Annotated in this window: 23 protein-coding genes; 17 read left to right on the plus strand and 6 right to left on the minus strand. The window is 59.9% G+C overall.

What is annotated here, in order from left to right; genetic code table 11:
- The first annotated feature begins 66 nt into the window (after window positions 1–66).
- From PDO_RS26380 to PDO_RS26390, 3 genes are read left to right on the plus strand one after another with little or no spacing between them, the layout of a single operon-like run.
- On the plus strand, window positions 67–930 hold the full coding sequence (locus PDO_RS26380; RefSeq protein ID WP_007608948.1) for a 23S rRNA (adenine(2030)-N(6))-methyltransferase RlmJ: 864 nt from the start codon (window positions 67–69) through the stop codon (window positions 928–930).
- A 21-nt stretch (window positions 931–951) separates the two neighbouring features.
- On the plus strand, window positions 952–1722 hold the full coding sequence (locus PDO_RS26385; RefSeq protein WP_007608949.1) for a ribonuclease T2 family protein: 771 nt from the start codon (window positions 952–954) through the stop codon (window positions 1720–1722).
- Between the two features lie 27 nt (window positions 1723–1749).
- Complete coding sequence (locus PDO_RS26390) at window positions 1750–2346, plus strand: glutathione S-transferase (protein WP_007608950.1); 597 nt, start codon at window positions 1750–1752, stop codon at window positions 2344–2346.
- An 81-nt stretch (window positions 2347–2427) separates the two neighbouring features.
- Here PDO_RS26390 and PDO_RS26395 read toward each other — a convergent pair whose 3' ends face one another.
- Window positions 2428–3090 carry an outer membrane protein gene (locus PDO_RS26395; protein ID WP_007608951.1) on the minus strand — a complete coding sequence of 221 codons (663 nt, stop codon included), beginning with the start codon at window positions 3088–3090 and terminating at the stop codon, window positions 2428–2430.
- 367 nt (window positions 3091–3457) lie between these two features.
- On the opposite strand from PDO_RS26395, the gene PDO_RS26400 reads away from it, so the two are divergent.
- The 5 genes from PDO_RS26400 (at window position 3458) to PDO_RS26420 (ending at window position 7710) form a co-directional block, all read left to right on the plus strand.
- Window positions 3458–4225: an SDR family oxidoreductase gene (locus PDO_RS26400; RefSeq protein WP_007608952.1), complete on the plus strand. Its 768-nt coding sequence runs from the start codon at window positions 3458–3460 to the stop codon at window positions 4223–4225.
- On the plus strand, window positions 4222–6249 hold the full coding sequence (gene uvrC / locus PDO_RS26405; RefSeq protein ID WP_007608953.1) for an excinuclease ABC subunit UvrC: 2028 nt from the start codon (window positions 4222–4224) through the stop codon (window positions 6247–6249). Before PDO_RS26400 ends, uvrC begins: the two co-directional genes overlap by 4 nt.
- Window positions 6250–6367: 118 nt before the next feature.
- Complete coding sequence (pgsA, locus tag PDO_RS26410; RefSeq protein WP_007608954.1) at window positions 6368–6949, plus strand: CDP-diacylglycerol--glycerol-3-phosphate 3-phosphatidyltransferase; 582 nt, start codon at window positions 6368–6370, stop codon at window positions 6947–6949.
- 1 nt (window position 6950) lies between these two features.
- Entirely contained in the window at window positions 6951–7205 is a 255-nt protein-coding gene (gene moaD, locus PDO_RS26415; RefSeq protein WP_007608961.1) for a molybdopterin converting factor subunit 1, read from the plus strand.
- A 1-nt stretch (window position 7206) separates the two neighbouring features.
- Window positions 7207–7710 carry a molybdenum cofactor biosynthesis protein MoaE gene (locus PDO_RS26420; protein WP_007608962.1) on the plus strand — a complete coding sequence of 168 codons (504 nt, stop codon included), beginning with the start codon at window positions 7207–7209 and terminating at the stop codon, window positions 7708–7710.
- On the opposite strand, the gene PDO_RS26425 is transcribed toward PDO_RS26420, so the two are convergent.
- On the minus strand, window positions 7700–8596 hold the full coding sequence (locus PDO_RS26425) for a branched-chain amino acid ABC transporter permease (RefSeq protein ID WP_007608963.1): 897 nt from the start codon (window positions 8594–8596) through the stop codon (window positions 7700–7702). The genes PDO_RS26420 and PDO_RS26425 overlap by 11 nt on opposite strands.
- 60 nt (window positions 8597–8656) lie before the next feature.
- On the opposite strand from PDO_RS26425, the gene PDO_RS26430 reads away from it, so the two are divergent.
- A complete protein-coding gene (locus tag PDO_RS26430; RefSeq protein WP_037075655.1) occupies window positions 8657–9205 on the plus strand; it encodes a CGNR zinc finger domain-containing protein in 549 nt (182 codons plus the stop codon).
- Between the two features lie 11 nt (window positions 9206–9216).
- On the plus strand, window positions 9217–9738 hold the full coding sequence (locus PDO_RS26435) for a hypothetical protein (protein WP_007608968.1): 522 nt from the start codon (window positions 9217–9219) through the stop codon (window positions 9736–9738).
- A gap of 93 nt (window positions 9739–9831) precedes the next feature.
- Here the strand turns inward: PDO_RS26435 and ndk are convergent, their stop codons facing one another.
- Window positions 9832–10254 carry a nucleoside-diphosphate kinase gene (ndk, locus tag PDO_RS26440; RefSeq protein WP_007608969.1) on the minus strand — a complete coding sequence of 141 codons (423 nt, stop codon included), beginning with the start codon at window positions 10252–10254 and terminating at the stop codon, window positions 9832–9834.
- A 140-nt stretch (window positions 10255–10394) separates the two neighbouring features.
- Complete coding sequence (locus PDO_RS26445) at window positions 10395–11078, minus strand: glutathione S-transferase family protein (protein ID WP_007608970.1); 684 nt, start codon at window positions 11076–11078, stop codon at window positions 10395–10397.
- Window positions 11079–11222: 144 nt separating this feature from the next.
- Between PDO_RS26445 and PDO_RS26450 the strand changes: the two genes are divergently transcribed.
- The 3 genes from PDO_RS26450 (at window position 11223) to PDO_RS26460 (ending at window position 14863) form a co-directional block, all read left to right on the plus strand.
- Window positions 11223–11729: a DinB family protein gene (locus PDO_RS26450; protein ID WP_007608971.1), complete on the plus strand. Its 507-nt coding sequence runs from the start codon at window positions 11223–11225 to the stop codon at window positions 11727–11729.
- Window positions 11730–11865: 136 nt separating this feature from the next.
- Window positions 11866–12918, plus strand: a complete 1053-nt coding sequence (locus tag PDO_RS26455) for a GGDEF domain-containing protein (protein WP_007608972.1) — start codon at window positions 11866–11868, stop codon at window positions 12916–12918.
- A gap of 55 nt (window positions 12919–12973) precedes the next feature.
- Window positions 12974–14863 (plus strand): ABC-F family ATP-binding cassette domain-containing protein, encoded by a 1890-nt coding sequence (locus PDO_RS26460; protein WP_007608978.1) that lies wholly within the window; start codon window positions 12974–12976, stop codon window positions 14861–14863.
- A 79-nt stretch (window positions 14864–14942) separates the two neighbouring features.
- Here the strand turns inward: PDO_RS26460 and PDO_RS26465 are convergent, their stop codons facing one another.
- Together PDO_RS26465 and PDO_RS26470 are read right to left on the minus strand one after the other, a co-directional pair.
- Window positions 14943–15392 (minus strand): DNA polymerase III subunit chi, encoded by a 450-nt coding sequence (locus PDO_RS26465; protein WP_007608980.1) that lies wholly within the window; start codon window positions 15390–15392, stop codon window positions 14943–14945.
- A 20-nt stretch (window positions 15393–15412) separates the two neighbouring features.
- Window positions 15413–16912, minus strand: a complete 1500-nt coding sequence (locus tag PDO_RS26470) for a leucyl aminopeptidase (protein WP_007608981.1) — start codon at window positions 16910–16912, stop codon at window positions 15413–15415.
- 286 nt (window positions 16913–17198) lie between these two features.
- Here PDO_RS26470 and PDO_RS26475 point away from each other — a divergent pair, with 286 nt between their 5' ends.
- From PDO_RS26475 to PDO_RS26490, 4 genes are all read left to right on the plus strand, one after another.
- On the plus strand, window positions 17199–18374 hold the full coding sequence (locus PDO_RS26475) for an LptF/LptG family permease (protein WP_007608982.1): 1176 nt from the start codon (window positions 17199–17201) through the stop codon (window positions 18372–18374).
- Window positions 18371–19453 (plus strand): LPS export ABC transporter permease LptG, encoded by a 1083-nt coding sequence (gene lptG, locus PDO_RS26480; RefSeq protein ID WP_007608986.1) that lies wholly within the window; start codon window positions 18371–18373, stop codon window positions 19451–19453. Before PDO_RS26475 ends, lptG begins: the two co-directional genes overlap by 4 nt.
- The gene (locus PDO_RS26485) at window positions 19453–21801 is read left to right on the plus strand and encodes an LPS-assembly protein LptD (protein ID WP_007608989.1); all 2349 of its coding nucleotides are present in this window, start codon (window positions 19453–19455) and stop codon (window positions 21799–21801) included. Before lptG ends, PDO_RS26485 begins: the two co-directional genes overlap by 1 nt.
- 123 nt (window positions 21802–21924) lie before the next feature.
- A complete protein-coding gene (locus PDO_RS26490) occupies window positions 21925–22869 on the plus strand; it encodes a SurA N-terminal domain-containing protein (RefSeq protein WP_007608990.1) in 945 nt (314 codons plus the stop codon).
- Window positions 22870–22883: the final 14 nt, after the last annotated feature.

Here is a 22883-nt window from a genome sequence, read left to right on the forward strand (position 1 = left end):
ATAGGGCATGGCGTGAGAGCTCAAAAGCCCCATTCGAACAAATCATCAAAGCCATCGGAACCGTTCATGAATTATCGCCACATCTATCACGCGGGCAATTTCGCCGATGTCTTGAAGCATCTCGTGCTGTCGCGGCTGATCGTCTACCTGCAGCAGAAGGACAAGGCTTTCCGGGTGCTCGACACCCATGCCGGGATCGGGCTCTACGACCTTTCCTCGGAAGAAGCGCAGAAGACCGGCGAATGGCTGGAAGGTATCGGCAAGGTCATCGATGCAGAACTGCCGGCCAAAGTCGCCGAGATCATGAAGCCCTATCTCGACGTTGTGCGAGCGCTCAACCCTGATCGGGAGCCGAATGGACCGCTGACATTTTATCCCGGCTCACCGAAACTGTCGCGCGATCTGTTTCGCCCCCAGGACCGGCTTTCGGCGATGGAACTGCATCCCGACGATTCCGGCGCGCTAACTCGCCTGTTCGAGGGCGACTTCCAGGTCCGCGTGACCGAACTCGACGGCTGGCTGACGCTCGGCGCCCATCTGCCGCCGAAGGAAAAGCGCGGCATCGTGCTGGTCGATCCGCCGTTTGAAATCGAAGGCGAATACGAGCGGCTGGTCGAAGGCCTGGCCAAGGCACATCGCCGGTTCGCCAGCGGCGTCTATTGCTTGTGGTATCCGATCAAGAAGGGCGCACCGATCATTGCCTTCCATGATGCCTTGAAGGCGCTGGAGATCCCGAAAATGCTCTGCGCGGAGCTTGCGATCAAGAGCGACCGCGACCAGACCGGCCTTTCCGGCACCGGGCTGATCATCGTCAACCCGCCCTTCACGCTGAAGGACGAGTTGCATGCGGCGCTTCCGGAACTCAAGCGCCTGATGGCGCAGGATCGCTACGCCTCGCATCGCTGCTTCTGGCTGCGCGGCGAAGACTGAGACCGCGACCGGGAGGCATCGATGGCCATGCGTTCGTATGCCGGATTTCTCGCATTCGGCGCCCTGGTGATCGGGGCCGCAGTCTACGGTCTTTTTGCGCAACCTGCTCCGACCAGCGGCACAGCGGACACCGTCGCCTCGACCCAGAAACCCATCGTGACCCGATCGAAACCGAAGACTGAAGACTCCCAGTCAGGCGCCAAACCCACTGTGCCTGCAGGCGACGGCTTCGACTTCTATGTCCTGTCTTTGTCCTGGTCGCCGACCTTTTGCCAATCCAACGGCGCGGCCCGCAACCGCGACCAATGCGGACCCGGCAAACGTTTCGGCCTGATCGTACACGGGCTTTGGCCGCAGTATGAACGCGGCTATCCGGAAAGCTGCCCGACCAACCAGCCGCAGCAGGTGCCCATCGGCATCGGGCGAAGCATGATGGACATCATGCCAGGCATGGGACTGATCGGCCATCAATGGCGCAAACATGGCACATGCTCGGGCCTGGCCATGGCGGACTATTTTTCGGTCTTGAGACAAGCATTCGAAACTGTGCGCATTCCCCAAACTCTTGTTCGGCCTGGCCCGCAACAGCGGACATCGCCACAGGCGCTTGAAGATGCCTTGATCAAGAGCAATCCGGGATTGTCGCGCTCGGCAGTCGCCGTGACCTGTGATAGTCAGAGACTCGATGAGGTAAGGATCTGCTTCAGCAAGGCGCTCGATTTTCGCGCCTGCCCCGAGGTCGACGCCAATGCCTGCCGCCGGTCCAAACTGACGATACCGCCCGCCCCATAAGACAACGAGACATACTGGAAAACGTCGATGAAGCTGCTTTTCGCTCCCGCCTCGCCCTATTCGTCGAAAGTCAGAATGGCGGCGCGCCACCTTGGCATTGCCTTGGAAGAGGTTCGGGTCAACACTGCAGAGAACCCGTCCGAACTGTTGGACGCCAATCCGCTTGGCAAGATTCCGACACTCATTACCGATAACGGTGAAGCTGTCTTCGACAGCCGCGCCATCATGCATTACCTGCACCGGATCGGCGGCAAGGGCCTCTATCCGAAGAAGGACAAGAAGCGCACCGAAGCAGAAGTGCTCGAGGCGCTGGCCGACGGCATCAGCGACTGCCTGCTGGCGATCGTCTACGAGAAGCGCTTTCGTCCACCGGAACTGGTCAGCCAGGCGGCGATGGATCGGCAGTGGGAAAAGGTCAATCGGGGCCTGGACCATCTGGACGCGCATCTGCCGAAGATCGGCAAGAAGCTGCATGGCGGCCATTTCGCGCTGGCCTCACTGCTTGGCTACCTGATGCTGCGCTTCCCGGGAGAATGGGAAGGCGGACGCACGGCACTGACGGAATGGCCGGCAAAATTCGCCAAGCAATTCGAGGCCTACCCGGCCCTGCGCCCCAAAGCCTGAGCCTGAGCCTGAGCCTGACACAAGACAACAAAAAAGCCGGGGCAAAACCCCGGCTTTTTCGACAATTGCTGATCGAATGGATCAGAACTTGACGCCCATACCGACCTTGACGGAGTGGTCGTCGAAGCCCTTGGACACGGTGCCCGAGCTAAGTTCGAAATCGCGCTTCTGGTAATCCGAATAGCGGTATTCGACGCGAGCGGTGATGTTGTTGGTGACCATGGCTTCAACACCGGCGCCGACCGTGTAACCGGCAGCGATGCGTTCGTCGTTCGAAGCGCCGTCTTCCATCTCATGGTTGGCAACAGCCAGACCGGCCGTACCATAGAGCAGGAAGGGGTTCATGTCGTAACCAACGCGGCCGCGGATCGAGCCGTTAACGCCCTGGGTGCCGGTCAGAGCCGCGCCGTTTGCTGCGGTGCCGGCGCTGCCGTCTTCGCCGTTGTAGCCGAGGTCGGCTTCAGCACCGTAAACGATCTGGCCGTTCTGCATGTTGTAGCCGCCGTAAACCGAGCCGCCGAGGCCCTTGGCGTCGCGACCGTCGTTCGAGCCGGTGAACTTGCCGAAGTCATAGGTAGCGGCGCCACCGAGGTACGCGCCAGACCAGCTGCCGGCAGGAGCAGAGTAGCTTTCAGTCGCAGCCGGTGCTTCCGGGATCTGGTCGATCGCGTCAGCGGCCTGGACAGCCTGAAAAGCGACGAGAGTGGTTGCAGACGCAATGAGCATCATCTTGAAGGTACGCATAAATAGTCTCCTTTCGGTTCTCGACCGCGCCTACGAATAACCAACGGCGGCCTGAACGATATCTTGGGTATTCCCTGCCCGTTCCGACTGAACAAATGGACGCCAATTGAGGAAATGAAAGAGCCGAAATGTGAATTGTTTGTGGCAACCGGATGACGAAATTTGGATGTTGCTTCGATGCAACAGGATATTTATTAACCTTAACAAATTCTTTACATACGAAAATGAAGTTTATCCAAATTTATATTTCCATCCATTGAAGTATAACTCGAATTAAATGGCAGAGAACAATTTTGCATCCCCTGTTCAATTTTCCAATCGCCGCCATATATGCAGCGCAGCACATTGATTACCAAGGTTAAACCCCATGCAGATGAGCATACCCAAAGCCGCCCTCGTGACCGGATCAGCCAAAAGACTTGGCCGTGCGATTGCCGAGGACCTCGCAAGCCACGGTTTTGCCATCGCCCTGCATGCAAACACATCAATCGATGAATGTGAGGCGCTGGCCGCCTCGATGCGGGCCGACGGACACCGAGTCGCAGCGCTCAAGGCGGACCTTGCAAATATTTCAGAGACCGCATCGCTGATTTCCCGCGCAGAGGCCGAAATCGGTCCGATCGGGCTGCTGGTGAACAATGCCTCGGTGTTTGAGGAGGACAACGCAGACGCTTTCGATGCCGAACGATTCGCAAAGCATTTCGACCTGCATGTCCGTGCGCCAGCCATCCTGTCGGCCGCTTTTGCCAATGCCCTGCCCGCGCCGCTGCCTGGCCTGATCGTCAACATCATCGACCAGCGTGTGCTGGCGCTGAAACCGACGTTCTTTTCCTATACCCTGTCGAAATCAACTCTGTGGACGGCAACGAAGACCATGGCGCAGGCTTTTGCCCCGCGCATCCGCGTCAACGCGATCGGCCCGGGGCCGACACTGATTTCGGACCGGCAGCGTCAGGAAGATTTCGATGTGCAGATCGACAGCCTGCCGCTGAAGCGCGGCCCCTCACTTGAGGAATTCGGTCGCACCATCCGCTTTCTTTTTGACACGCCTTCGATCACCGGCCAAATGATTGCCCTTGATGGGGGACAGCATCTGATTTGGCCCGGATCGACGGGCGTGGAGATTGTTGAATGACCGGAGGAAAGCTGCCTGACGGCGGTGTTCTCTATGACGGAACCGAAGACGACGACGATGACACCATCGTCGAGAGTGATTCGGCGCGCCTGCCGCTCAGCATCGACTGGAACGAAGGCGACCTCAACGCGACCGACCTGACCGGCGCCGATCTGATCGCGGAATTCGTCAAACAATTGCCCAACAGTCCCGGCGTCTACCGGATGATGAACAGCGCAGGTGACGTTCTTTACGTCGGCAAGGCGCGCAGCCTGAAGAAGCGGGTCAGCAACTACGCCCAGGGTCGCCTGCATTCCAACCGCCTGACCCGCATGGTGCGCGAAACCACACATATGGAATTCGTCACGACCCGGACCGAGGTCGAGGCGCTGCTGCTGGAAGCCAACCTGATCAAGCGGCTTCGGCCGCGCTACAATGTGCTTCTGCGCGACGACAAGAGTTTTCCCTATATCCTGATCACCGGCGACAGCCGGGCACCCGCGATCTTCAAGCATCGCGGCGCCCGTGCGCGCAAAGGCGACTATTTCGGCCCGTTTGCCTCGGCCACCGCTGTCAGCCGCACGATCAATTCGCTGCAGCGTGCCTTTCTGTTGCGCACCTGTACCGACAGCGTCTTCGAAAGCCGGACACGGCCCTGTCTTCTCTATCAAATCAAGCGCTGTTCCGGCCCCTGCACCCGGGAGATCGATGACGCGGGCTATGCGGAACTGGTCTCGGAGGCCAAGGATTTCCTGTCCGGCAAGAGCCAGAACGTCAAGGAAGCCATGGCCCGCTCGATGAACGAGGCGGCCGAAGATCTCGATTTCGAGCGGGCCGCCGTGTTTCGCGATCGCCTTGCCGGCCTGTCGCATGTGCAGAGCCACCAGGGCATCAATCCGGCCGGCGTCGAGGAAGCCGATATCTTCGCCATTCATCACGAGGGTGGCCTGACCTGTATCCAGGTGTTCTTTTTCCGCACAGGGCAGAACTGGGGCAACCGCGCCTATTTCCCCAAGGCCGATCCGCAATTGACCAGCGCGGAAGTGCTGAGTGCCTTTCTGGCACAGTTCTACGACGACAAACCCTGTCCGCGGCAACTGCTTCTCTCCGAGGGGATTGACGAGCAGGATTTGCTGGCTCTTGCCCTGTCGGAAAAGGCCGGACACAAGGTCAATGTGCTGGTTCCGCAACGCGGTGAGAAGAAAGACCTGGTCGATCACGTGGTCGCCAATGCGCGCGAGGCCCATGGCCGCAAGCTGGCCGAGACGGCCTCGCAGTCACGTCTGCTGCAAGGCCTGTCCGAGACCTTTGCGCTGCCCTACGTGCCGCGCCGCATTGAGATCTACGACAACTCGCATATCATGGGCACCAATGCCGTCGGCGGCATGGTGGTCGCCGGACCGGAAGGCTTCGTGAAGGGCCAGTACCGCAAGTTCAATATCAAATCGACCGACATCACGCCCGGAGATGACTTCGGTATGATGCGCGAAGTGATGACGCGGCGGTTCTCGCGCCTGCTGAAGGAAGAGGGAAAGCCTGATCGCACCGTCGCTCCCGACGACAGCGCCGAAGCGCCCTTCCCCGCCTGGCCGGATGTCATCCTGATCGACGGCGGCCAGGGCCAGATGAGCGCGGTGCGCAAGATCCTCGAGGATCTCGACATCACCGACAGCGTGATTGCGATCGGCGTCGCCAAGGGCGTCGACCGTGATGCGGGCCGCGAGCGTTTCTTCGTCGCCGGCAAGCCGGATTTCACACTGCCGCCACGCGACCCGGTGCTCTATTTTGTCCAGCGCATGCGCGACGAGGCGCACCGGTTTGCCATCGGCACGCATCGGGCGCGACGCAAGAAGGAAATGGTGAAAAATCCGCTGGACGAGATTTCCGGCATCGGCCCGACGCGCAAGCGCGCCCTGCTGCAGCATTTCGGCACGGCCAAAGCCGTCTCGCGCGCCGCGATGGGCGACCTCATGGCAGTCGACGGCATTTCCGAAGCCGTTGCACGTCTCATCTACAATCATTTTCACGAAAGTACTGTCGAGTGACGGACACAGCGCAATTTGGCCGCAGAAAATGGTAAAACGGAATCAGAATTCTTGAGTTGACGGGCGAAAGCGAAAACCGTCATCTAGACGTCGTATCTTTTTCAAAAGTCAGGGCATCATGGCATCGCGCGCATACAATATCCCCAATCTCCTCACCTACGCCCGCATTCTGGCCGTGCCGCTGATTGTCGTCTGCTTTTTCATCGAGGGACGCCTGGAAAGCTCCGATTTTGCCCGCTGGACGAGCCTCGGGCTCTTCGTCGTCGCCTCTTTCACCGACTACCTTGATGGCTATCTTGCCCGCATCTGGAACCAGACGTCGAATATCGGCCGCATGCTCGATCCGATTGCCGACAAGCTGCTGATCGCCTCGATCCTGCTGCTGATGGCAGCCGACGGCACAATTGCCGGCTGGTCGCTGTGGGCAGCCATCACCATCCTGTGCCGCGAGATCCTGGTTTCGGGTCTGCGGGAATATCTGGCGGCCCTCAAGGTCAGCGTTCCGGTGACCCGGATCGCCAAGTGGAAGACGGCCGCACAGATGGTGGCACTCGCCTTCCTGCTGGCAGGCCCTGCCGGCGACAAGATCCTGCCTTACACAACCGAACTCGGCATCACGCTCCTGTGGATCGCGGCCATCCTGACAATCTACACCGGCTACGACTATTTCCGCGCCGGCGCCAAGCATATGGTCGACTGAAATGGTCAAGCTCGTCTATTTCGCCTGGGTGCGGGAACGGATCGGCAAGGGGGAGGAAGAACTGGACCTTCCCGCATCGGTCGTGACCGCCGGTGATCTGATCGCGCATCTGGTAACGCTTGGCGAAGGCTACGAATCGGCACTGCAGTTCCCGAATGCGATCCGCGTCGCGATCAATCAGGAACATGTCGAGCACGACGAGACGATTGCCGGCGCGCGCGAAATCGGCCTGTTTCCGCCGATGACGGGCGGCTGATATGGCAGCCGGTGAGCCAATCAGCCCGGTCATCCGCGTTCAGCGGGAGGATTTCGATTCCGCCGCGGAAAGCCGCAAGCTGACGCAAGGCCGGCACGATATCGGCGCCCTTGTTTCGTTTGTCGGCCTCTGCCGTGATGAAGCAGGCATCCTGCAGGCGCTGGAGCTCGAACATTATCCCGGCATGGCCGAAGCAGAAATGACCCGGATCGGCACATTGGCGATCGAACGCTTCTCCCTGCTCGGCTTGACCGCCATTCACCGGCATGGACGCATCGAACCCGGCGAACAGATCGTGCTGGTGATTGCCACTGCCACGCATCGCCAGGCAGCCTTCGACGGTGCCAATCTCGTCATGGATTTCCTGAAAACATCGGCGCCCTTCTGGAAGAAGGAGCACGGCAAGGACGGGACGGCCGGTGACTGGGTTGCAGCAAAGGATGCCGACGACACGGCCCGCGACCGCTGGATCAGTGTTTTAAGCGGCTCCGGCGTCACGGAATGACGCGCTCGCGGCGACTGACGACCAGGATCGCCACCAGAGCCGCGATCACCACCGCATCTCGCCAGATCAGCGGGCCATAACCGCCCCAGAGCGTTTCGGCGACACCGACGACCGCTGCACCCATTGCCGAGCGCCAGGGCACCGAATGGCCGCCGGCTGCGGCAATCAGCACGACTTTCAGGCCGAACATCATGCCTGCGCCAAAATCCATCGTGCCATAAAGTGCGGTCGTCGAGAGGCCGGCGATTGCGGCGATCAGGCTTGCGGCCACCAGCGACAGGACGAAGACCGCTCCGGCATCAACGCCACAGAGCCGGGCTGCCAGCGGATCCTCGCTGACGGCCTGCCACTGTCGGCCGAGACGCGACCGGGTGAGTAGCAAATGCCCCACCGCAATCACCAGCAACAGCACGCCCACATGCACCAGTTGCATGACGGTCAGGCTGACTGAAAACCCCTCGATCTCGGCAAAAACCACCCGCTGGCTGCCAATCGGCGGCAGCCAGAGACTGCGCGTGTCTGCAGCCAGCCGCGCGGATTCGGACAGGACAATGACAACCGCCAAAGCGGCAACCATGACGGCGTTCGGCGCGTGATCGTGTAGTGGCCGCATGACATGCCGGGCAATCGTCCAGCCAGCGAATACGGCGTAGGCAAGGCCTGCGATGGCGCCGAAACATAAGGCCGCAGGCAAGACGAGGTTGAAGCGGTTCCAGCCGAATTCGACGAAGAGCAGACCGACCTGCCCGGCAAAGGCAAAGAGAGCGCCGAAGGTAATGTCGGCACGCCGGGTCATGCCGAAAGCGAGCGAGTAACCGAAAGCCAGGCAGGCATAGAGTGCTGCCACCGGCACGGCATTCAACACTTGCTGCAGCAGATAGCCCATTGTGAACTCCCGTCCTATTTATAACTGTCAAAATTGCTTTTACCAGTTATAATATCGGATATGGATTTCTCATGGACCGCACATCGTTTTGCCGGAGGCGCATTGGCGCTGGATGTCGCCAATAGCGTCATCCTGCGGCATGAACCTTCACTAAGCCGAGATCGGTTTTCTGTCGCGGTTCAGCGGGACGGATTTGCAATCGCGGCCTCGGAACTGTCGGCCGAACGGGGCCTGTTTGGCCCGTTGCAGCCGGTCGATGCCGCAAACCTGGAAAGCTTCCTGCACTTGCGCGAGGCCATCGACCGCTATTTCCGCGCCCGCACGCTTGGCAATGTCGAGCGGGCCGCTCTGGCCGAATTGCTGGACGCGATTGCCATGGCCCTACGTGTTGCCCCATCAGAAGACAGTCTCGAATGCGCGACCGCGCGTTCTGCCCTCAGGCTTCTCGGCGAGCCTGCTGCCGAGCGAATGAAGATCTGCGGCAATTGCGGCTGGCTTTTCCTCGACCGCAGCAAGAACAAAAGCCGCTACTGGTGCGATATGGCCGTCTGTGGCAACCGCGCCAAGGCCAGCCGCCACTATCACCGCAAGAAGGATGCAGCGCCATGAGGACGCCTCGAATGACGATGTTGCGACTGGCCTCGTTGGTGTGCGGCCTTGCCCTGGTTGCGGGCTGTCAACGCGAAAACGAGGCGGAACCGTTGACGCTGACCGGCCGCATATTCGTCTTCAACTACCGCGTCGCGCAGGCCAGTTACCTGGTGACACTTGCGCGCAATGCGCCATTGCCGGAGGGGAGCTTTGCCGAGGCCAGCTTCGAAAATCCGGCCGGTGGCGCGCCGATCGTCACCCGGACGAAGATCTTCCCTTTCTGGGACAAGATTTCGCTCACCAGCCCGCCGGTGCATTGCGTGGTCAAGGACAGGCCCTATGCGGTATCGATCCGCATCCTCGACGGCCAGAACCGGTTGGTCCAGCAGATCGAGACCAGCATAACCTCGACGCTCGACCAGAGCGTTCTGCCGGCAAAGCCGCTGGTCGTCGGGCCGCTCTATACACCCAATCCCGCTGTCCTCCATGCCGATGGATCGACCGACTATGCCGCGGAAAATGGCTGTCCGGCACCGGTCACCAAGGGTTGACGATCGTATATGGCGCAACAAAAAACCGGAGCGTTTCCGCTCCGGTTTGATCAATGCAATCAAGTCTCTAAGGCCGGAGCCTCAAGGTTTGATTCAGCCGACGATCTCGGTGTCGGAGAACCAGTACTTGATTTCCTCTGCAGCAGTTTCCGGAGCATCCGAACCGTGAACCGAGTTCTCGCCGATGGAGAGTGCGTGGGTCTTGCGGATCGTGCCCTCGTCGGCGTTGGCCGGGTTGGTGGCGCCCATGATTTCGCGGTTCTTCAGGATGGCGTTCTCGCCTTCGAGAACCTGAACGATGGTCGGGCCGGACGTCATGCCTTCAACCAGTTCGCCGAAGAACGGGCGTTCCTTGTGCACCGCGTAGAAGCCTTCGGCTTCGCGGGTGCTCATCCAGACGCGCTTCGAAGCGACGACGCGCAGGCCAGCATCTTCCAGCATCTTGGTGATGGCGCCCGTGAGGTTGCGCTTGGTTGCGTCCGGCTTGATCATCGAGAAGGTGCGTTCAATCGCCATCAGTCTCATCCTTGTTTGTGTCATCGGGAAAGTGGGCGGTATCTAACCGCCCCGAATCACGAAAACAAGGGGGACCTGCGAATTTCACAGCTCCGTCACAATGCGGGCGCTCAGGCAAAGGTCATTGCGGCACCGGGATTTCAAGCGATCGCGCGGGCGGCGCCCTGGTAAAGGTCCAGGCAGCGTTCGAACCATTGCGCCACCACGTCATCCGCCGGCAGATGCAGCGATCCACTGGTAAGGCGCAGCCATTGCAAGGCACCGAACAGGATATAGTCGGCAAACAGCGGCGTCTCGCCCCCGATGAATGGCTGGAAAGCCAGCATATGGCGCATCGGCATCAGGCGCTCCGGCAGGAGCGCGATCGCCTCGTCGCGGCTGGCCCGGATTTCCTCGAGCGTCTTGCCGAGTCGTGCTTCGCGGCTCGCGCGGAAATAGGCCTGATCGTCCGGCGCAAGCATGGAATGGATGTCCGACAGGGCGATGCGGGTGATCACCGAATGCACCAGTGTCTGGCAGTAACCTTCGACGAACCGGGCTAGCGCCTTGCCACCCTCGCCGCCGAACAGGCTGGGCTGGTCCGGATACGCCTCCTCCAAGTATAGTGCGATCTGGAAGCTGTCGGAGATCAGTTCCTGACCGTCGCGCAGGACCGGCACCGTCTTGGAAATCCCGCCTTCGATCTTCGGGATCGCCGTGAACGGCAGCGGCCTCTCCTCGAAATCAAGCCCCTTGTGGCGCAAGGCCATGACAATCTTCCAGCAATGGGGCGAGAAAGGCCGTGCTGCATCGGCGCCACAGAGAGAATATAGGGTGCGAGTCATGGTGTACTCCAAATGGAAATCGGAAACAGACAAGCCGAACAGGGTGACAAAATCAAATCAGCAAATTTCATCGGTCCCATCGCACCGATAGAAGCAATCCTCGGTTACCATGACGCAAATTGCAAAAATTCGACGAGGCACCACATGGATCACTACCGGATGTTCGCCGCCTACAATGCCTGGGCCAATACACTGCTCTACGAGGCGGCCGCCGGATTGACAGAGGAGGAATTGCACCGGGATACCGGCGCCTTCTTTGGCTCCCTCTTCGGCACCCTCAACCATGTGGCGACTGCAGACCGGGTCTGGCTACACCGCTTCACCGGACAAGGTCCGCAGCCGACCGCGCTCAATGCGCGTGTTGCCGACACGTTTGCCGATCTTTGGGCGGCACGACGCGAGGAAGATGCGCGCATCACAGCCTTTGCGGAAGGCCTTACACCCGAAGCGCTTGCGGCGACCTTGCAATACAGCCCGATCAGCAAGCCGGAACCCGTCTCGCACAAACTTGGACCCGCAGTAGCGCATTTCTTCAACCACCAGACCCATCATCGCGGACAGGCGCATATGTGTCTGACCGTGCTCGGAAAGCCATCGCTCAGCCTGGATATGATCTATTTCGTTCGAAGTGCTGCGCCCTCATTCCTCTGACGACGGTCAGGATAAAGGCTGCAAAGAATGGATTAACCGCGTTTATCTACAGACAGGCGAACTTAACCTTTCGCACAACCAAACGTCCGATAGTCGCGCCCATCAAACGGACAGTGTCTAAACGGAAGAGGTCGTGATGGAAGGGGCAAACCAGCAGGCGCAAGCGCGTTCCGGCGTAGCGGCGGGTGATCCATTGGCGAAGATTGCGTCCTTCATGGCGCGCCATGGCATAGCCGGTCTGCCGCGCAATTTCGACATCGTGCACGAAGCCTTCGGCGGTCAAAATCCCGAACTCGCCCGCGAGCTTGCAGCGCTCGGCGCCCAACCCAGCCAATATGGTCTCGACCAGCTCGGCCTGAAGCACCGGCTAGCCGGCCATTGCGGCATGCAGGCGGAACGCCTGCAATCGGAGGCGCTGACGACCCTGTCGCGGATCAAGGAGCAGATTGCACTTGGCCTGACCCAGAAACGCAGTTTTGCCCGATCCGTGGAGACCGTTGCACGCGCCATCAAGGAAGATCTGAACCAGGGCATCGACCAGTTGTTGGGCGAACTCGACCTGTTGTCATCGGTCGCGACCCAGATGGTCAATGCGGAAACCCTGTTGGCCAATGAGATCGCAGCAGGCATCGATGTTCTGACGCAGGCAGACCGGGCGGCACGCGCGGCGAAGGGTCTGGCTCTGCGCGATCGGCTGACGGGCCTGCCGAACAGGGTTGCCTTCTTCCAGCAACTTGACGGCGTCTATGGTGTGGACAGTACCAGTGCTGCCCTAATCCTGATCGAGGTCCCCGACCTTGCCGGCATCCAGCAGCAATATGGCGAAGAGGCCGCAACCAAGCTGATCAAAAAGCTCGCAACGATCTTCCGCAAGACGATCAAGAAACATGACTATGTGGCCCGCATCGAGATTGGCACCTTTGCCTTCCTGTTTTCCGATGTCAGCGCGGATGACGCCCATGTCATTGCCGAGCGGCTCTATAGCGCGGCCGAAAACAACCTCGTATTCGCCACGGAAAACAGCAATGACGCTGGCGGTCTCGCCCTGGCAATCGGCCATGCGCTGAGCACCGATACGCAGGACGGGCTACAATTGCTGGCGCTGGCGGAGACAGCCGTACAGATGGCCCGCGTCAATCCGCGCCAGCCGATCATTGGTCATCGCCCTGCAGGGCGGCGGGTGGCCTGACGGCCATTCTGCCCGCCCGCTTGCCTTTGGCCGAAACATCGGCCAAAACGCCGGCATGATCACGATCAACGACATCTCTGCCCGCATCGCCGGACGCCTGCTCATCGACCATGCCACCGTCTCCTTGCCTGCGGGCACCAAGGCCGGTCTCGTCGGCAAGAATGGCGCCGGGAAATCGACGCTGTTCAAAATCATCACAGGCGACCTGTCAGCCGAGACCGGCAATATCTCGATCCCGAGAAATGCCCGTATCGGCCAGGTGGCGCAGGAAGCGCCGGGCACGGAAGAATCGCTGATCTCGATCGTGCTTTCGGCTGACAAGGAACGGGCAGCCCTGCTGGCGGAAGCCGAACACGCAACGGACGCGCACCGGATCGCCGAAATTCAGACCCGGCTTGCCGATATCGGCGCGCACTCAGCCGAAGCGCGTGCCGCCACCATTCTGTCGGGCCTCGGGTTCGATCATGAGGCACAGCAGCGCCCTGCCTCGTCCTTTTCCGGCGGCTGGCGCATGCGTGTCGCGCTCGCAGGCGTGCTGTTTTCCGAACCCGACCTGCTGCTGCTCGACGAACCGACCAACTATCTCGACCTCGAAGGTTCGATGTGGCTGGAAGATTATGTGCGTCGCTATCCGCACACCGTCATCATCATCAGCCATGACCGCGACCTGCTGAACACCGCGGTCAATTCGATCGTGCATCTCGACCAGAAGAAACTCACCTTCTATCGCGGCGGCTATGACCAGTTCGAGCGGCAGAAGGCCGAAAACGACGAATTGCAAACCAAGGCCAAGGTGAAGAACGATGCGGCGCGCAAGCACCTGCAGAGCTTCATCGACCGCTTCAAGGCCAAGGCGACCAAGGCCAAGCAGGCGCAGAGCCGCGTCAAGGCACTGGAACGCATGGGCACGGTTGCGGCCGTGATCGAGGATCACGTCCAACCGATCAGCTTCCCGGCGCCGGAAAAGCAGCCAGCCTCACCGATCATCGCCATTGCAGGCGGCGTGGTCGGCTATGAACCGGGCAAGCCGATCCTGAAGAACATCAACCTGCGCATCGACAATGACGACCGCATCGCGCTGCTCGGCTCGAACGGCAACGGCAAGTCGACCTTCGCCAAATTCATTTCCGGGCGACTTCAAGCCCAGGCCGGCGAACTGAAGCTGGCGCCGTCCCTGAAGATCGGCTTCTTCGCCCAGCACCAGTTGGACGACCTGATCCCGGACCAGACCCCCGTCGAGCATGTGCGGCGATTGATGCCGACCGAACCGGAGGCCAAGGTTCGCGCCCGCGTTGCGCAGATGGGCCTGCTGACGGAAAAGATGGCGACACCCGCCAAGGACCTGTCCGGCGGTGAAAAGGCGCGGCTGCTGATGGGCCTTGCCGCCTTCCACGCCCCCAACCTCCTGATCCTCGACGAGCCGACCAACCATCTCGACATCGACAGCCGCAAGGCGCTGATCGAAGCGCTCAACGACTACGAGGGCGCGGTCATCCTGATCAGCCATGATCGCCATCTGATCGAGGCGACCGTCGATCGGCTATGGCTGGTCAACAACGGAACCGTGACCAGTTTCGACGGCGATATGGAAGAGTATCGCAGCCTGATCGTCTCCTCCGGCAAGAGGTCTGCCGAGAAGGAAAAGACAGACACTGGAGCCGAACAGGTCAATAAGGCAGAACAGCGCAAGGCGGCAGCAGACAGGCGCGCCAGCCTCGCGCCGCTGAAGAAAAAGATCAATGAAATCGAGTCGGTAACGAAGAAACTGGAGACGTTGATTCAGGCGCTTGATGCAGAGCTTGCGGATCCGGTGCTTTACGAAAAGGCGCCGGCCAAGGCTGCCGAAAAGGCCAGGCAGCGTGGCGAAGCCGCGGCAAAACTGTCGGCGGCCGAAGAACAATGGCTGGAACTGTCCGCAGAATATGAGGACGGCATGGCCGGCTGATTGCCGGCCTTCCGACGTCTCTCGCCACGCTCGGGGTCAATGCCCGTAGCACAGTCCCGATCGGGGCAGACCGAAGGCCTCAGGCCTTCTTTTCCCAGCGGCCTTCCGTCGTCTGCTGCCAATAGGTCAAAGCGTGTCCCTCGCCCTTGAGGCGCTTCCACTGGCCACGCGCCGCCTCCAGCTGCGGCTGGTCATAGCCATCGAAGACAAACACGACACGGTCATAGTCGAGGACCGGCGGCGGCTCGGCACCGTCGATCATGAAGCGCACGGTCGCGTTGTTGATATTGTCGGGCAGCACCGTCAGCAGAATGGGCTGGCTGTCTGGCGCTTCTCCGTCATCGGTGCCATGCGGCAGGAAGCTGTCTTCCCGGTAGACCCACAAATGCTGATCGAGCGCATCACGCAGATCCTCATCGCTGGTCTGGACCGTGACCCTCCAGCCGCGCTCGATGCTTTTCTCCAGCAACGGCGGGAGAGCATCCTCCAGCTTTGATTCCGTCAGGTGATAAAAGAGTATTTCTGCCAAAAGTCCTGCCCCTTGCGATGTCAGGCTTCGTAGCTGGCGCGAACCAACTCGTCGAGCAGGCGCACGCCGAAGCCGGAGCCCCAGGACTGGTTGATCTCGTCCGACGGCGAGCCCATGGCCGTGCCGGCGATGTCGAGATGCGCCCATGGCGTATCCTTAACGAAGCGCTTGAGGAACTGTGCGGCGGTGATCGAGCCCGCGTGACGACCACCGGTGTTCTTCATGTCGGCGAATTTGGAATCGATCAGCTTGTCATAGTCCTTGCCGAGCGGCATGCGCCACAACCGCTCCTTGGTGGTCAGGCCGGCCGACAAAAGATTTTCCGCCAGTTCGTCGTCATTGCAGAACAGGCCGGCATGGAGATTGCCGAGCGCCACCAGGATAGCACCGGTGAGCGTTGCGAGATTGATCATGAATTCCGGGGCGAAGCGCTCATTGCAATACCAGAGCGCATCGCAGAGAACGAGACGGCCTTCGGCATCGGTATTGATGACCTCGATCGTCTGGCCGGACATCGAGGTTACAATGTCACCCGGACGCTGGGCATTGCCATCGGGCATGTTTTCGACAAGCCCGATGATACCGATGACATTGGCTTTCGCCTTGCGCGCGGCAAGCGTATGCATCAGACCGGTCACGGCCGCTGCACCACCCATGTCGCCCTTCATGTCTTCCATGCCGCCCGCCGGCTTGATCGAGATGCCGCCGGTGTCGAAGACGACGCCCTTGCCGATAAATGCGATCGGCTTGTCCTTCGCCTTGCCGCCATTCCAATTCATGATGACGAGACGCGGCGGGCGGGCGGAGCCCTGGGCAACGCCGAGCAGCGCGCCCATGCCGAGCTTCTTCATTTCCTTTTCGGTCAGGATCTCGATCTCGACGCCGAGCTTCTCGAGTTCCTTCGCCTTGGCGGCAAATTCCAGCGGGCCGAGGATATTGGCAGGCTCATTGACCAGGTTGCGGGCCAAAATCACGCCCTCGGCAACAGCTTCGGCTTCGGCAAACGCCTTCTTTGCTGCACCGGCATCCGCCGTGACGATGGTGACCTTGATGGTCTTCTCATTCACCTTGCCGTCGTCGTCATCAGACTTCTTGGTGGTCTTGTAGTTGTCGAACTTGTAGGCGCGCAGCAGCATGCCAAGTGCGAAATCGGCCGCGGCCTTCGGCGAGACCGCAAGACCCGGCACATCGAGATAGACCGTGGCCTTTTCAGCCCCCTTCAGTGCCGCCGTCGCAACACCACCGGCGCGAAGCCAGTCGTGGGCGGTCAGTGCCTCGGCCTTGCCGAGACCGATCACGACCAACCGGTCGGCTTCAGAACCGTGCGGCGCGACAATATCGAGTGTCGCCATGGCCTTTCCGGTGAACTTTCCGACCTTGGCTGCGCGCGCATAAACGCCGGCTGGATCTGCGTCCGTAACACCTGCCGGCAGGTCGGCTTCCACCGTCTTGAGCAAGATTGCAGCGCCACCGCTGACGGCCTGAGACTTGGTGAAGGCGATTGTGAGCTTTGCAGACATGGTGTTTCCCCTGGCCTGGTTAGGGCTGATAGATATGCCGCGATCATCGCCTTTTCAGCCGCGAAGGCAAGGGCATGGCGAACCGTAAGTGGCTGTATCCCCGTCTGATCTCGCGCCGAGAACGGCGCATTCCTTGGGCACTGCGTCGCGGAAATCACGCTGTTTAAAAAAAACGGAACATGAAGGGGGAAAAAATCCTGTTCGCGGTCGCCAAATGGCCGCAAGCGTCGTAGAGACAAGCTCCTAAATCGCAGACGGGCCTCCCGGTTCGTCTTCAGGAAACCGCATGAAGCTTCTTGAACTCTATATCCTGCGACGTGTCGTGCAGATGTTCCTCACCGCCTTGCTGCCGGTGCTGGCGATCATTTGGACGACTCAGGTCCTGGCACGCATCAATCTGGTGACAGACAGCGGTCAGTCGGTCGGATCGTTCATGACGCTTGCGACGCTGATCCTGCCGACGATTGTGTCCGCCGTCCTGCCGTTCGCGCTGGTGATCGGCATCACGCAGACCCTGACGGCGATGAACAATGATTCCGAACTGGCGGTCATCGATGCGGCTGGCGCCGCGCGGGGAACCATCCTGCGGCCGATCATTACCATGGCAGTCGTCCTCAGCGTGTTTTCCTTCGCGATGATCAACTTCGTCGAGCCGAAAATGCGCGTCAATGTGCGCGAGATGATCGCAGCCGCCTATGCCGACCTGCTGTCCACCGTGATCGAGGAAAAATCCTTCCGCCGGCTGGATGAAGGGCTCTATATCCAGATTTCCGAGCGTCAGGGACGTATCCTGAAGGGTCTTCTGGTCGCCGATTCCCGCGACCCGGCATCCGCCTTCATCTACTATGCCCGTGAAGGTGCGGTGGAAGAAAACGGTCAGGCACTTTTGATGCGCGACGGCGAGGTTCAGCGCAAGACCGTGGAAGGCAATGTCACGGTCATCCGCTTCGATTCCTATTCCTTCGACCTCTCCGAGCTTTCAAGCAACCGGGGACAGGCGCGCCTGAATTCCGGCGACCGGAACCTTGCATTCCTCCTCAATCCCGATCCCAATGATCCGCAGTACAAGGAACGCCCCGGAAAATATCATGCCGAGCTTCATCGCCGCATGAGCGTGTGGCTATTTCCCTTGGCGTTTGCATTGATCTCATTGGTCATTTGCGGCGACGCCCGATCGCATCGTGAGGCACGGCTGCATCCGATGGCCGCCTCGCTGCTGCTGACGCTTGGCCTCTTCTGGATGTCCAACTATACGGTTTCCCTGGCGGAACAGGCGAGCGCCACCACCCCGCTGATCTACATGGTTCCGCTATCGGCCATCCTCCTGTCGGGCTGGGCGCTCTACAGCGGCAAGCGCCTGAGCTTGCCGAAGCCGATTGCAAACATGCTGACACGCCTTCAGGCGCGGCTGCGCAAACTGACACCGCAGGATGAAAGCTCCAGCGCCGGAGGTGCGGCATGATCCGGACACTCGGCCGCTACTTCTTCCGCCGCTACATGATGACGGCCTTCTGGTTCTTTGTTGGCGTGATGTCGCTCGTCTTTTTGATCGACTTCACGGAGTCTTCGGGTCGCTTCGGTTCCTTGCCCGGCGCTTCGGTGACCGGCACTCTGCTGTTGACCGCATTGCGACTGCCGCTGATCATCCAGCAGACCGTTCCGTTCATTGGACTGTTTGTCGGCATGACGACCCTGATTGCACTGAACCGCAAGTCGGAACTGGTCGTCGCGCGTGCGGCCGGCATCTCTGCATGGCAGTTCATGATGCCATTCCTGTTCGGTGCATTCCTGATCGGACTTGCCACCACACTGCTGATCAATCCGCTTGCCGCCTATGGCCAGAGCAAGGCTCTGTCGCTGGAGGCGGAATGGCGCGAAGGCTCCAATCGCACATCGACCGTGTCCGTGCCGTGGCTGCGTCAGATCAGTGGCGATACCGACGTTGCCATGGGTGCACGCACGGTTCTGGAGGGCGGAACACAGCTCGTCGATGCGGTGCTGATCCACTTCGATTCCGAGGGTCGAATTGCGCTGCGGCAGGACGCACGCACAGCGAACTTGAAAGATGGTTACTGGCTTCTTAACGATGTCCTGGAGACCCGTCCCGGCGAGATACAGAAAAGGCTCGCGACAGCCCAGGTTGCTACAAACCTCCAGAAGGACTTCATCCAGGAGCGTTTGGCACAACCGGAAACCGTTGCTTTTTATGATCTTTTTCAGAAAATCCGAGTGGCCCGTTCTTTTGGGGTCCCCACACAGGCACTGGAAACGCAGTTTCATTCCCTGCTCTCCATGCCCTTTCTTCTCGTTGCAATGACCCTGATCGCCGCAACCGTGTCCATAAAGTTCAGCCGGTTTAACCAATCCCGCTCCGTGATTCTGGGTGGAATCGTTTCAGGCTTCGTGCTTTATGTTGCAACAGTGCTCGTAAAAGCATTCGGAAGCAGCGGCGTGATGCCGCCATATGTTGCGACCTGGGTACCAGTTGTCGTAGCCATGGCATTGGGAGCAACGATTCTGCTTCACAAGGAGGATGGTTAGTGGCGGTAAAAGACCGCGGGAATATCAGAAGGCTCACCGTAGCCCTGCTGACGAGCGTTGCTGTGTGTGCGATTCCGCCTGCAGGGCAATTCGCTTTTGCGCAGGACGCGAGCCAGACCTCCGCATTGAATCCCAATCTTCCCGAAGACGCCAAGCTCCTGCTTGCCGCCAACGAACTCATTTATGACAAGGATGCCGAGCGGGTTTCCGCCACCGGCGCCGTTCAGATCAATTATGCGGGCTACCAGATGGTTGCCCGACGCGTGGACTATGACCAGAAGAGCGGACGCGTCACCGCGTCCGGAAACATCGAGCTGATCGAACCCGGCGGCAACCGGATCTATGCCGAGTCGCTCGACGTCACCGACAATTTCGCCGACGGATTCATCCAGGCGCTACGGATCGAGACATCGGACAATACCCGTGTTGTCGGCGAAAGTGCCGAGCGCGTCGGCGGCACGCAGATGATCCTGCACAAGGGTGTCTACACGGCTTGTCTGCCCTGCGCCGAAAACCCGGAACGCCCGCCGCTCTGGCAGGTGAAGGCCGAGCGCGTTGTCCAGGACGGCAAGAAGCATACCGTGCGGCTGGAAAAGGCCCGGTTCGAACTGTTCGGCTATTCACTGGCGACGCTGCCGTTCATCGAAGTGCCCGACAATACGGTCAAGCGTAAGACGGGTTTCCTTTTCCCCGAAATGCGGACCTCCGAAAACCTCGGATTCGGCATCGCTGTCCCATATTACATTGCGATCGCGCCTGATCGCGACGCCACGATCACGACGACCGGTTATACGGATCAGGGTGCATTGCTCGAAGTCGAACTGCGTCAGCGTTTTGAAAAAGGCGAGGCCAATTTGCGCTTCGCCGGCATCGACCAGATGAACCCCGACCGCTTCACCAGCAACACAAGCGACGCAAACCGCGACGTACGTGGTCTTGTCGCGTCCAAGGGAGCCTTCAGGATCAATCCGCGCTGGACCTTCGGCTGGGATGTGATGCTGCAAAGCGACAACAACTTTGCCCGGACCTATTCGCTCAACGGTCTCGACGAATCCACGCATACGAATACGGCCTATCTGGTCGGTCAGGGCGAGCGCAATTTCTTCGACATGCGCGGCTACTATTTCGACGTGCAGGATGCCGACGTCAACGACACGGCTGAGAAGCAGCAGGCGGTCGTCCTTCCGACGATCGACTACAACTACTATGCGCCAGAGCCCGTTGCCGGCGGCCAACTCTCTGGCACATTGAATTTTACCTCGTTGTCGCGGTTTGACGGTGACGAAGCGCTGATCGACACGAATGGCGACGGCATTGGTGATTTCACGCGCTTTCGCGGCCTGAAGGGGAATTCCACCCGGCTTTCGGCCGAAGCGGAATGGGAACGGACGTTCAGTGCGCCCGGCGGCCTGCAGCTCACGCCATTGCTTGCGGCTCGTGGCGATGCTTTCGGTCTGTCGATGGATGCGCCGGTGGGCTACACCGGAAATTACACGACCGACGATGCCGCGACCCGCTACATGCTGACCGCTGGTCTTGAGGCGCGCTATCCGTGGCTGATCACGACCAACAACAGCAGCCATATCTTCGAGCCAATTGCACAGATTTACGTACGTAACGACGAGCAGATGGCCGGCGAACTGCCCAATGAAGACGCACAGAGCTTTGTCTTCGATGCGGCCAACCTGTTCGAGCGTGACAAATTCACAGGCTATGACCGTGTCGAAGGGGGCACACGTGCCAACCTCGGCATTCGCTATACCGGAAGTTTCGACAATGGTGTGGGCCTGCGCGGTATCCTGGGCCAGTCCTTCCATCTTGGCGGAGTGAACTCGTTCGCAACCGACGACCTCGTTGCCGTCGGATCGGATTCCGGCCTGGAAACCGATGCGTCAGACTACGTGGCCATGGCCGGTGTCGATCTGCCATTCGGCGTGTCGCTCAGCACCAGCGTGCGTCTCGACGAAAAGACGCTGGAACTGCGCCGCACCGATGCAACGGCCGCCTACACGTCGGATCGCTTGCAGACGAGCCTGACTTTCACACAGCTCGACGCGCAGCCGGAATACGGCTTTGATGAGGAAAACCAGGCGATCAGTTCGTCGGCTTCGGTCAAGATCAACGAGTTCTGGTCGGTTTATGGCTCGGTGAACTATGACATCGACGCGGATGTGTTCAACCGTCGCAGCATCGGCATCTCCTATGCTGACGAGTGCACCGTTCTGTCGATCGGCTACACCGACAAATACGATCCAGATGACTCGTCTGCGAGCGACTGGACGATTGGTGGTCGACTGGTGTTCCGGACACTCGGCGAGATCAAACTCAGCGACAATTCGTTCGAGTAAGCGATCGTCTATATGAGGTCATTGTTTTGCCGCATGTATTGTGCAATCCCTGCGGCAGTCTTTTGGTCAACATGAAAAATTGAACCGGTCAGCGCTCGTGGCTGGTCGGGGAAAGGATTACAGATGGCTTCTGCGAAACAAGGGACAAGCTTCATGCTTGCCGCAGTAATCGCGCTGTCCCTCAGTGTCAGCCCCACAGCGTTCACGGCCCCGGCTCAGGCAGCGACTTCGGTTGTGGCCGTGGTCAACAAGACGGCCATCACAAGCGGCGACGTCGCGCGGCGGGCCGCCTTCCTGCGTCTGCAGCGCCGAGGCGGCAACACACAGAAGCTCGCCAAGGAACAGCTTGTCGATGAAGCCCTGAAACGTCAGGAGATTTCGCGTGTTGGCATGTCGGTCAGCACGAGCGATGTCGACGCCGCGTTCGAGCGCTTTGCCTCGTCCAACAAGATGACCTCAGCGCAGCTCAGTGGCGTTCTCGATCAGGCCGGCGTCGGTGCGGCGCATTTCAAGGCCTATATCGCGGTGTCGATGAGCTGGCCGCGACTGGTCAATGCGCGCTATGCAGCCGGCTCGAAGAACAAGCTCTCCAACCAGGAACTTGTGACCCGTCTGCTGGAAAAGAAGGAGAAGCCGGTCACCACCGAGTATTTCCTGAAGCAGATCATCTTCGTCGTCCCTGCGTCGAAAAAAGGCATTGCCGGCAAGCGCAAGGCCGAAGCGGAAAAGTCACGCGCCTCCTTCCCCGGTTGCGACCAGGCCATGGTGTTTGCCAAGAACTATCTGGATGTGTCCGTGCGCGATCTCGGCCGCGTGCTCGAGCCTGAGCTTCCGCCGGATTGGAAGCCCCTGATCGAGAAGGCCAGCGGTGGCACCACAGCGACCCGGGTGACCGAGCGCGGGGTCGAATATCTGGCAATCTGCAACCAGCGCCAGGTTTCCGACGACGTGGCAGCCGAGGTTGTTTTCCGCGCCGAGGATCTCGGCAAGGAAAGCGAGGGGCAGAACCCCGATTCCGACAAGTATCTCGAAGAGCTTCGGTCCAAGGCTCAGATCGTCATCCAGTAACAAGGCTGAAGCCG

It is taken from the genome of Rhizobium sp. PDO1-076 (assembly GCF_000247475.1).
Lineage (GTDB): Bacteria > Pseudomonadota > Alphaproteobacteria > Rhizobiales > Rhizobiaceae > Allorhizobium.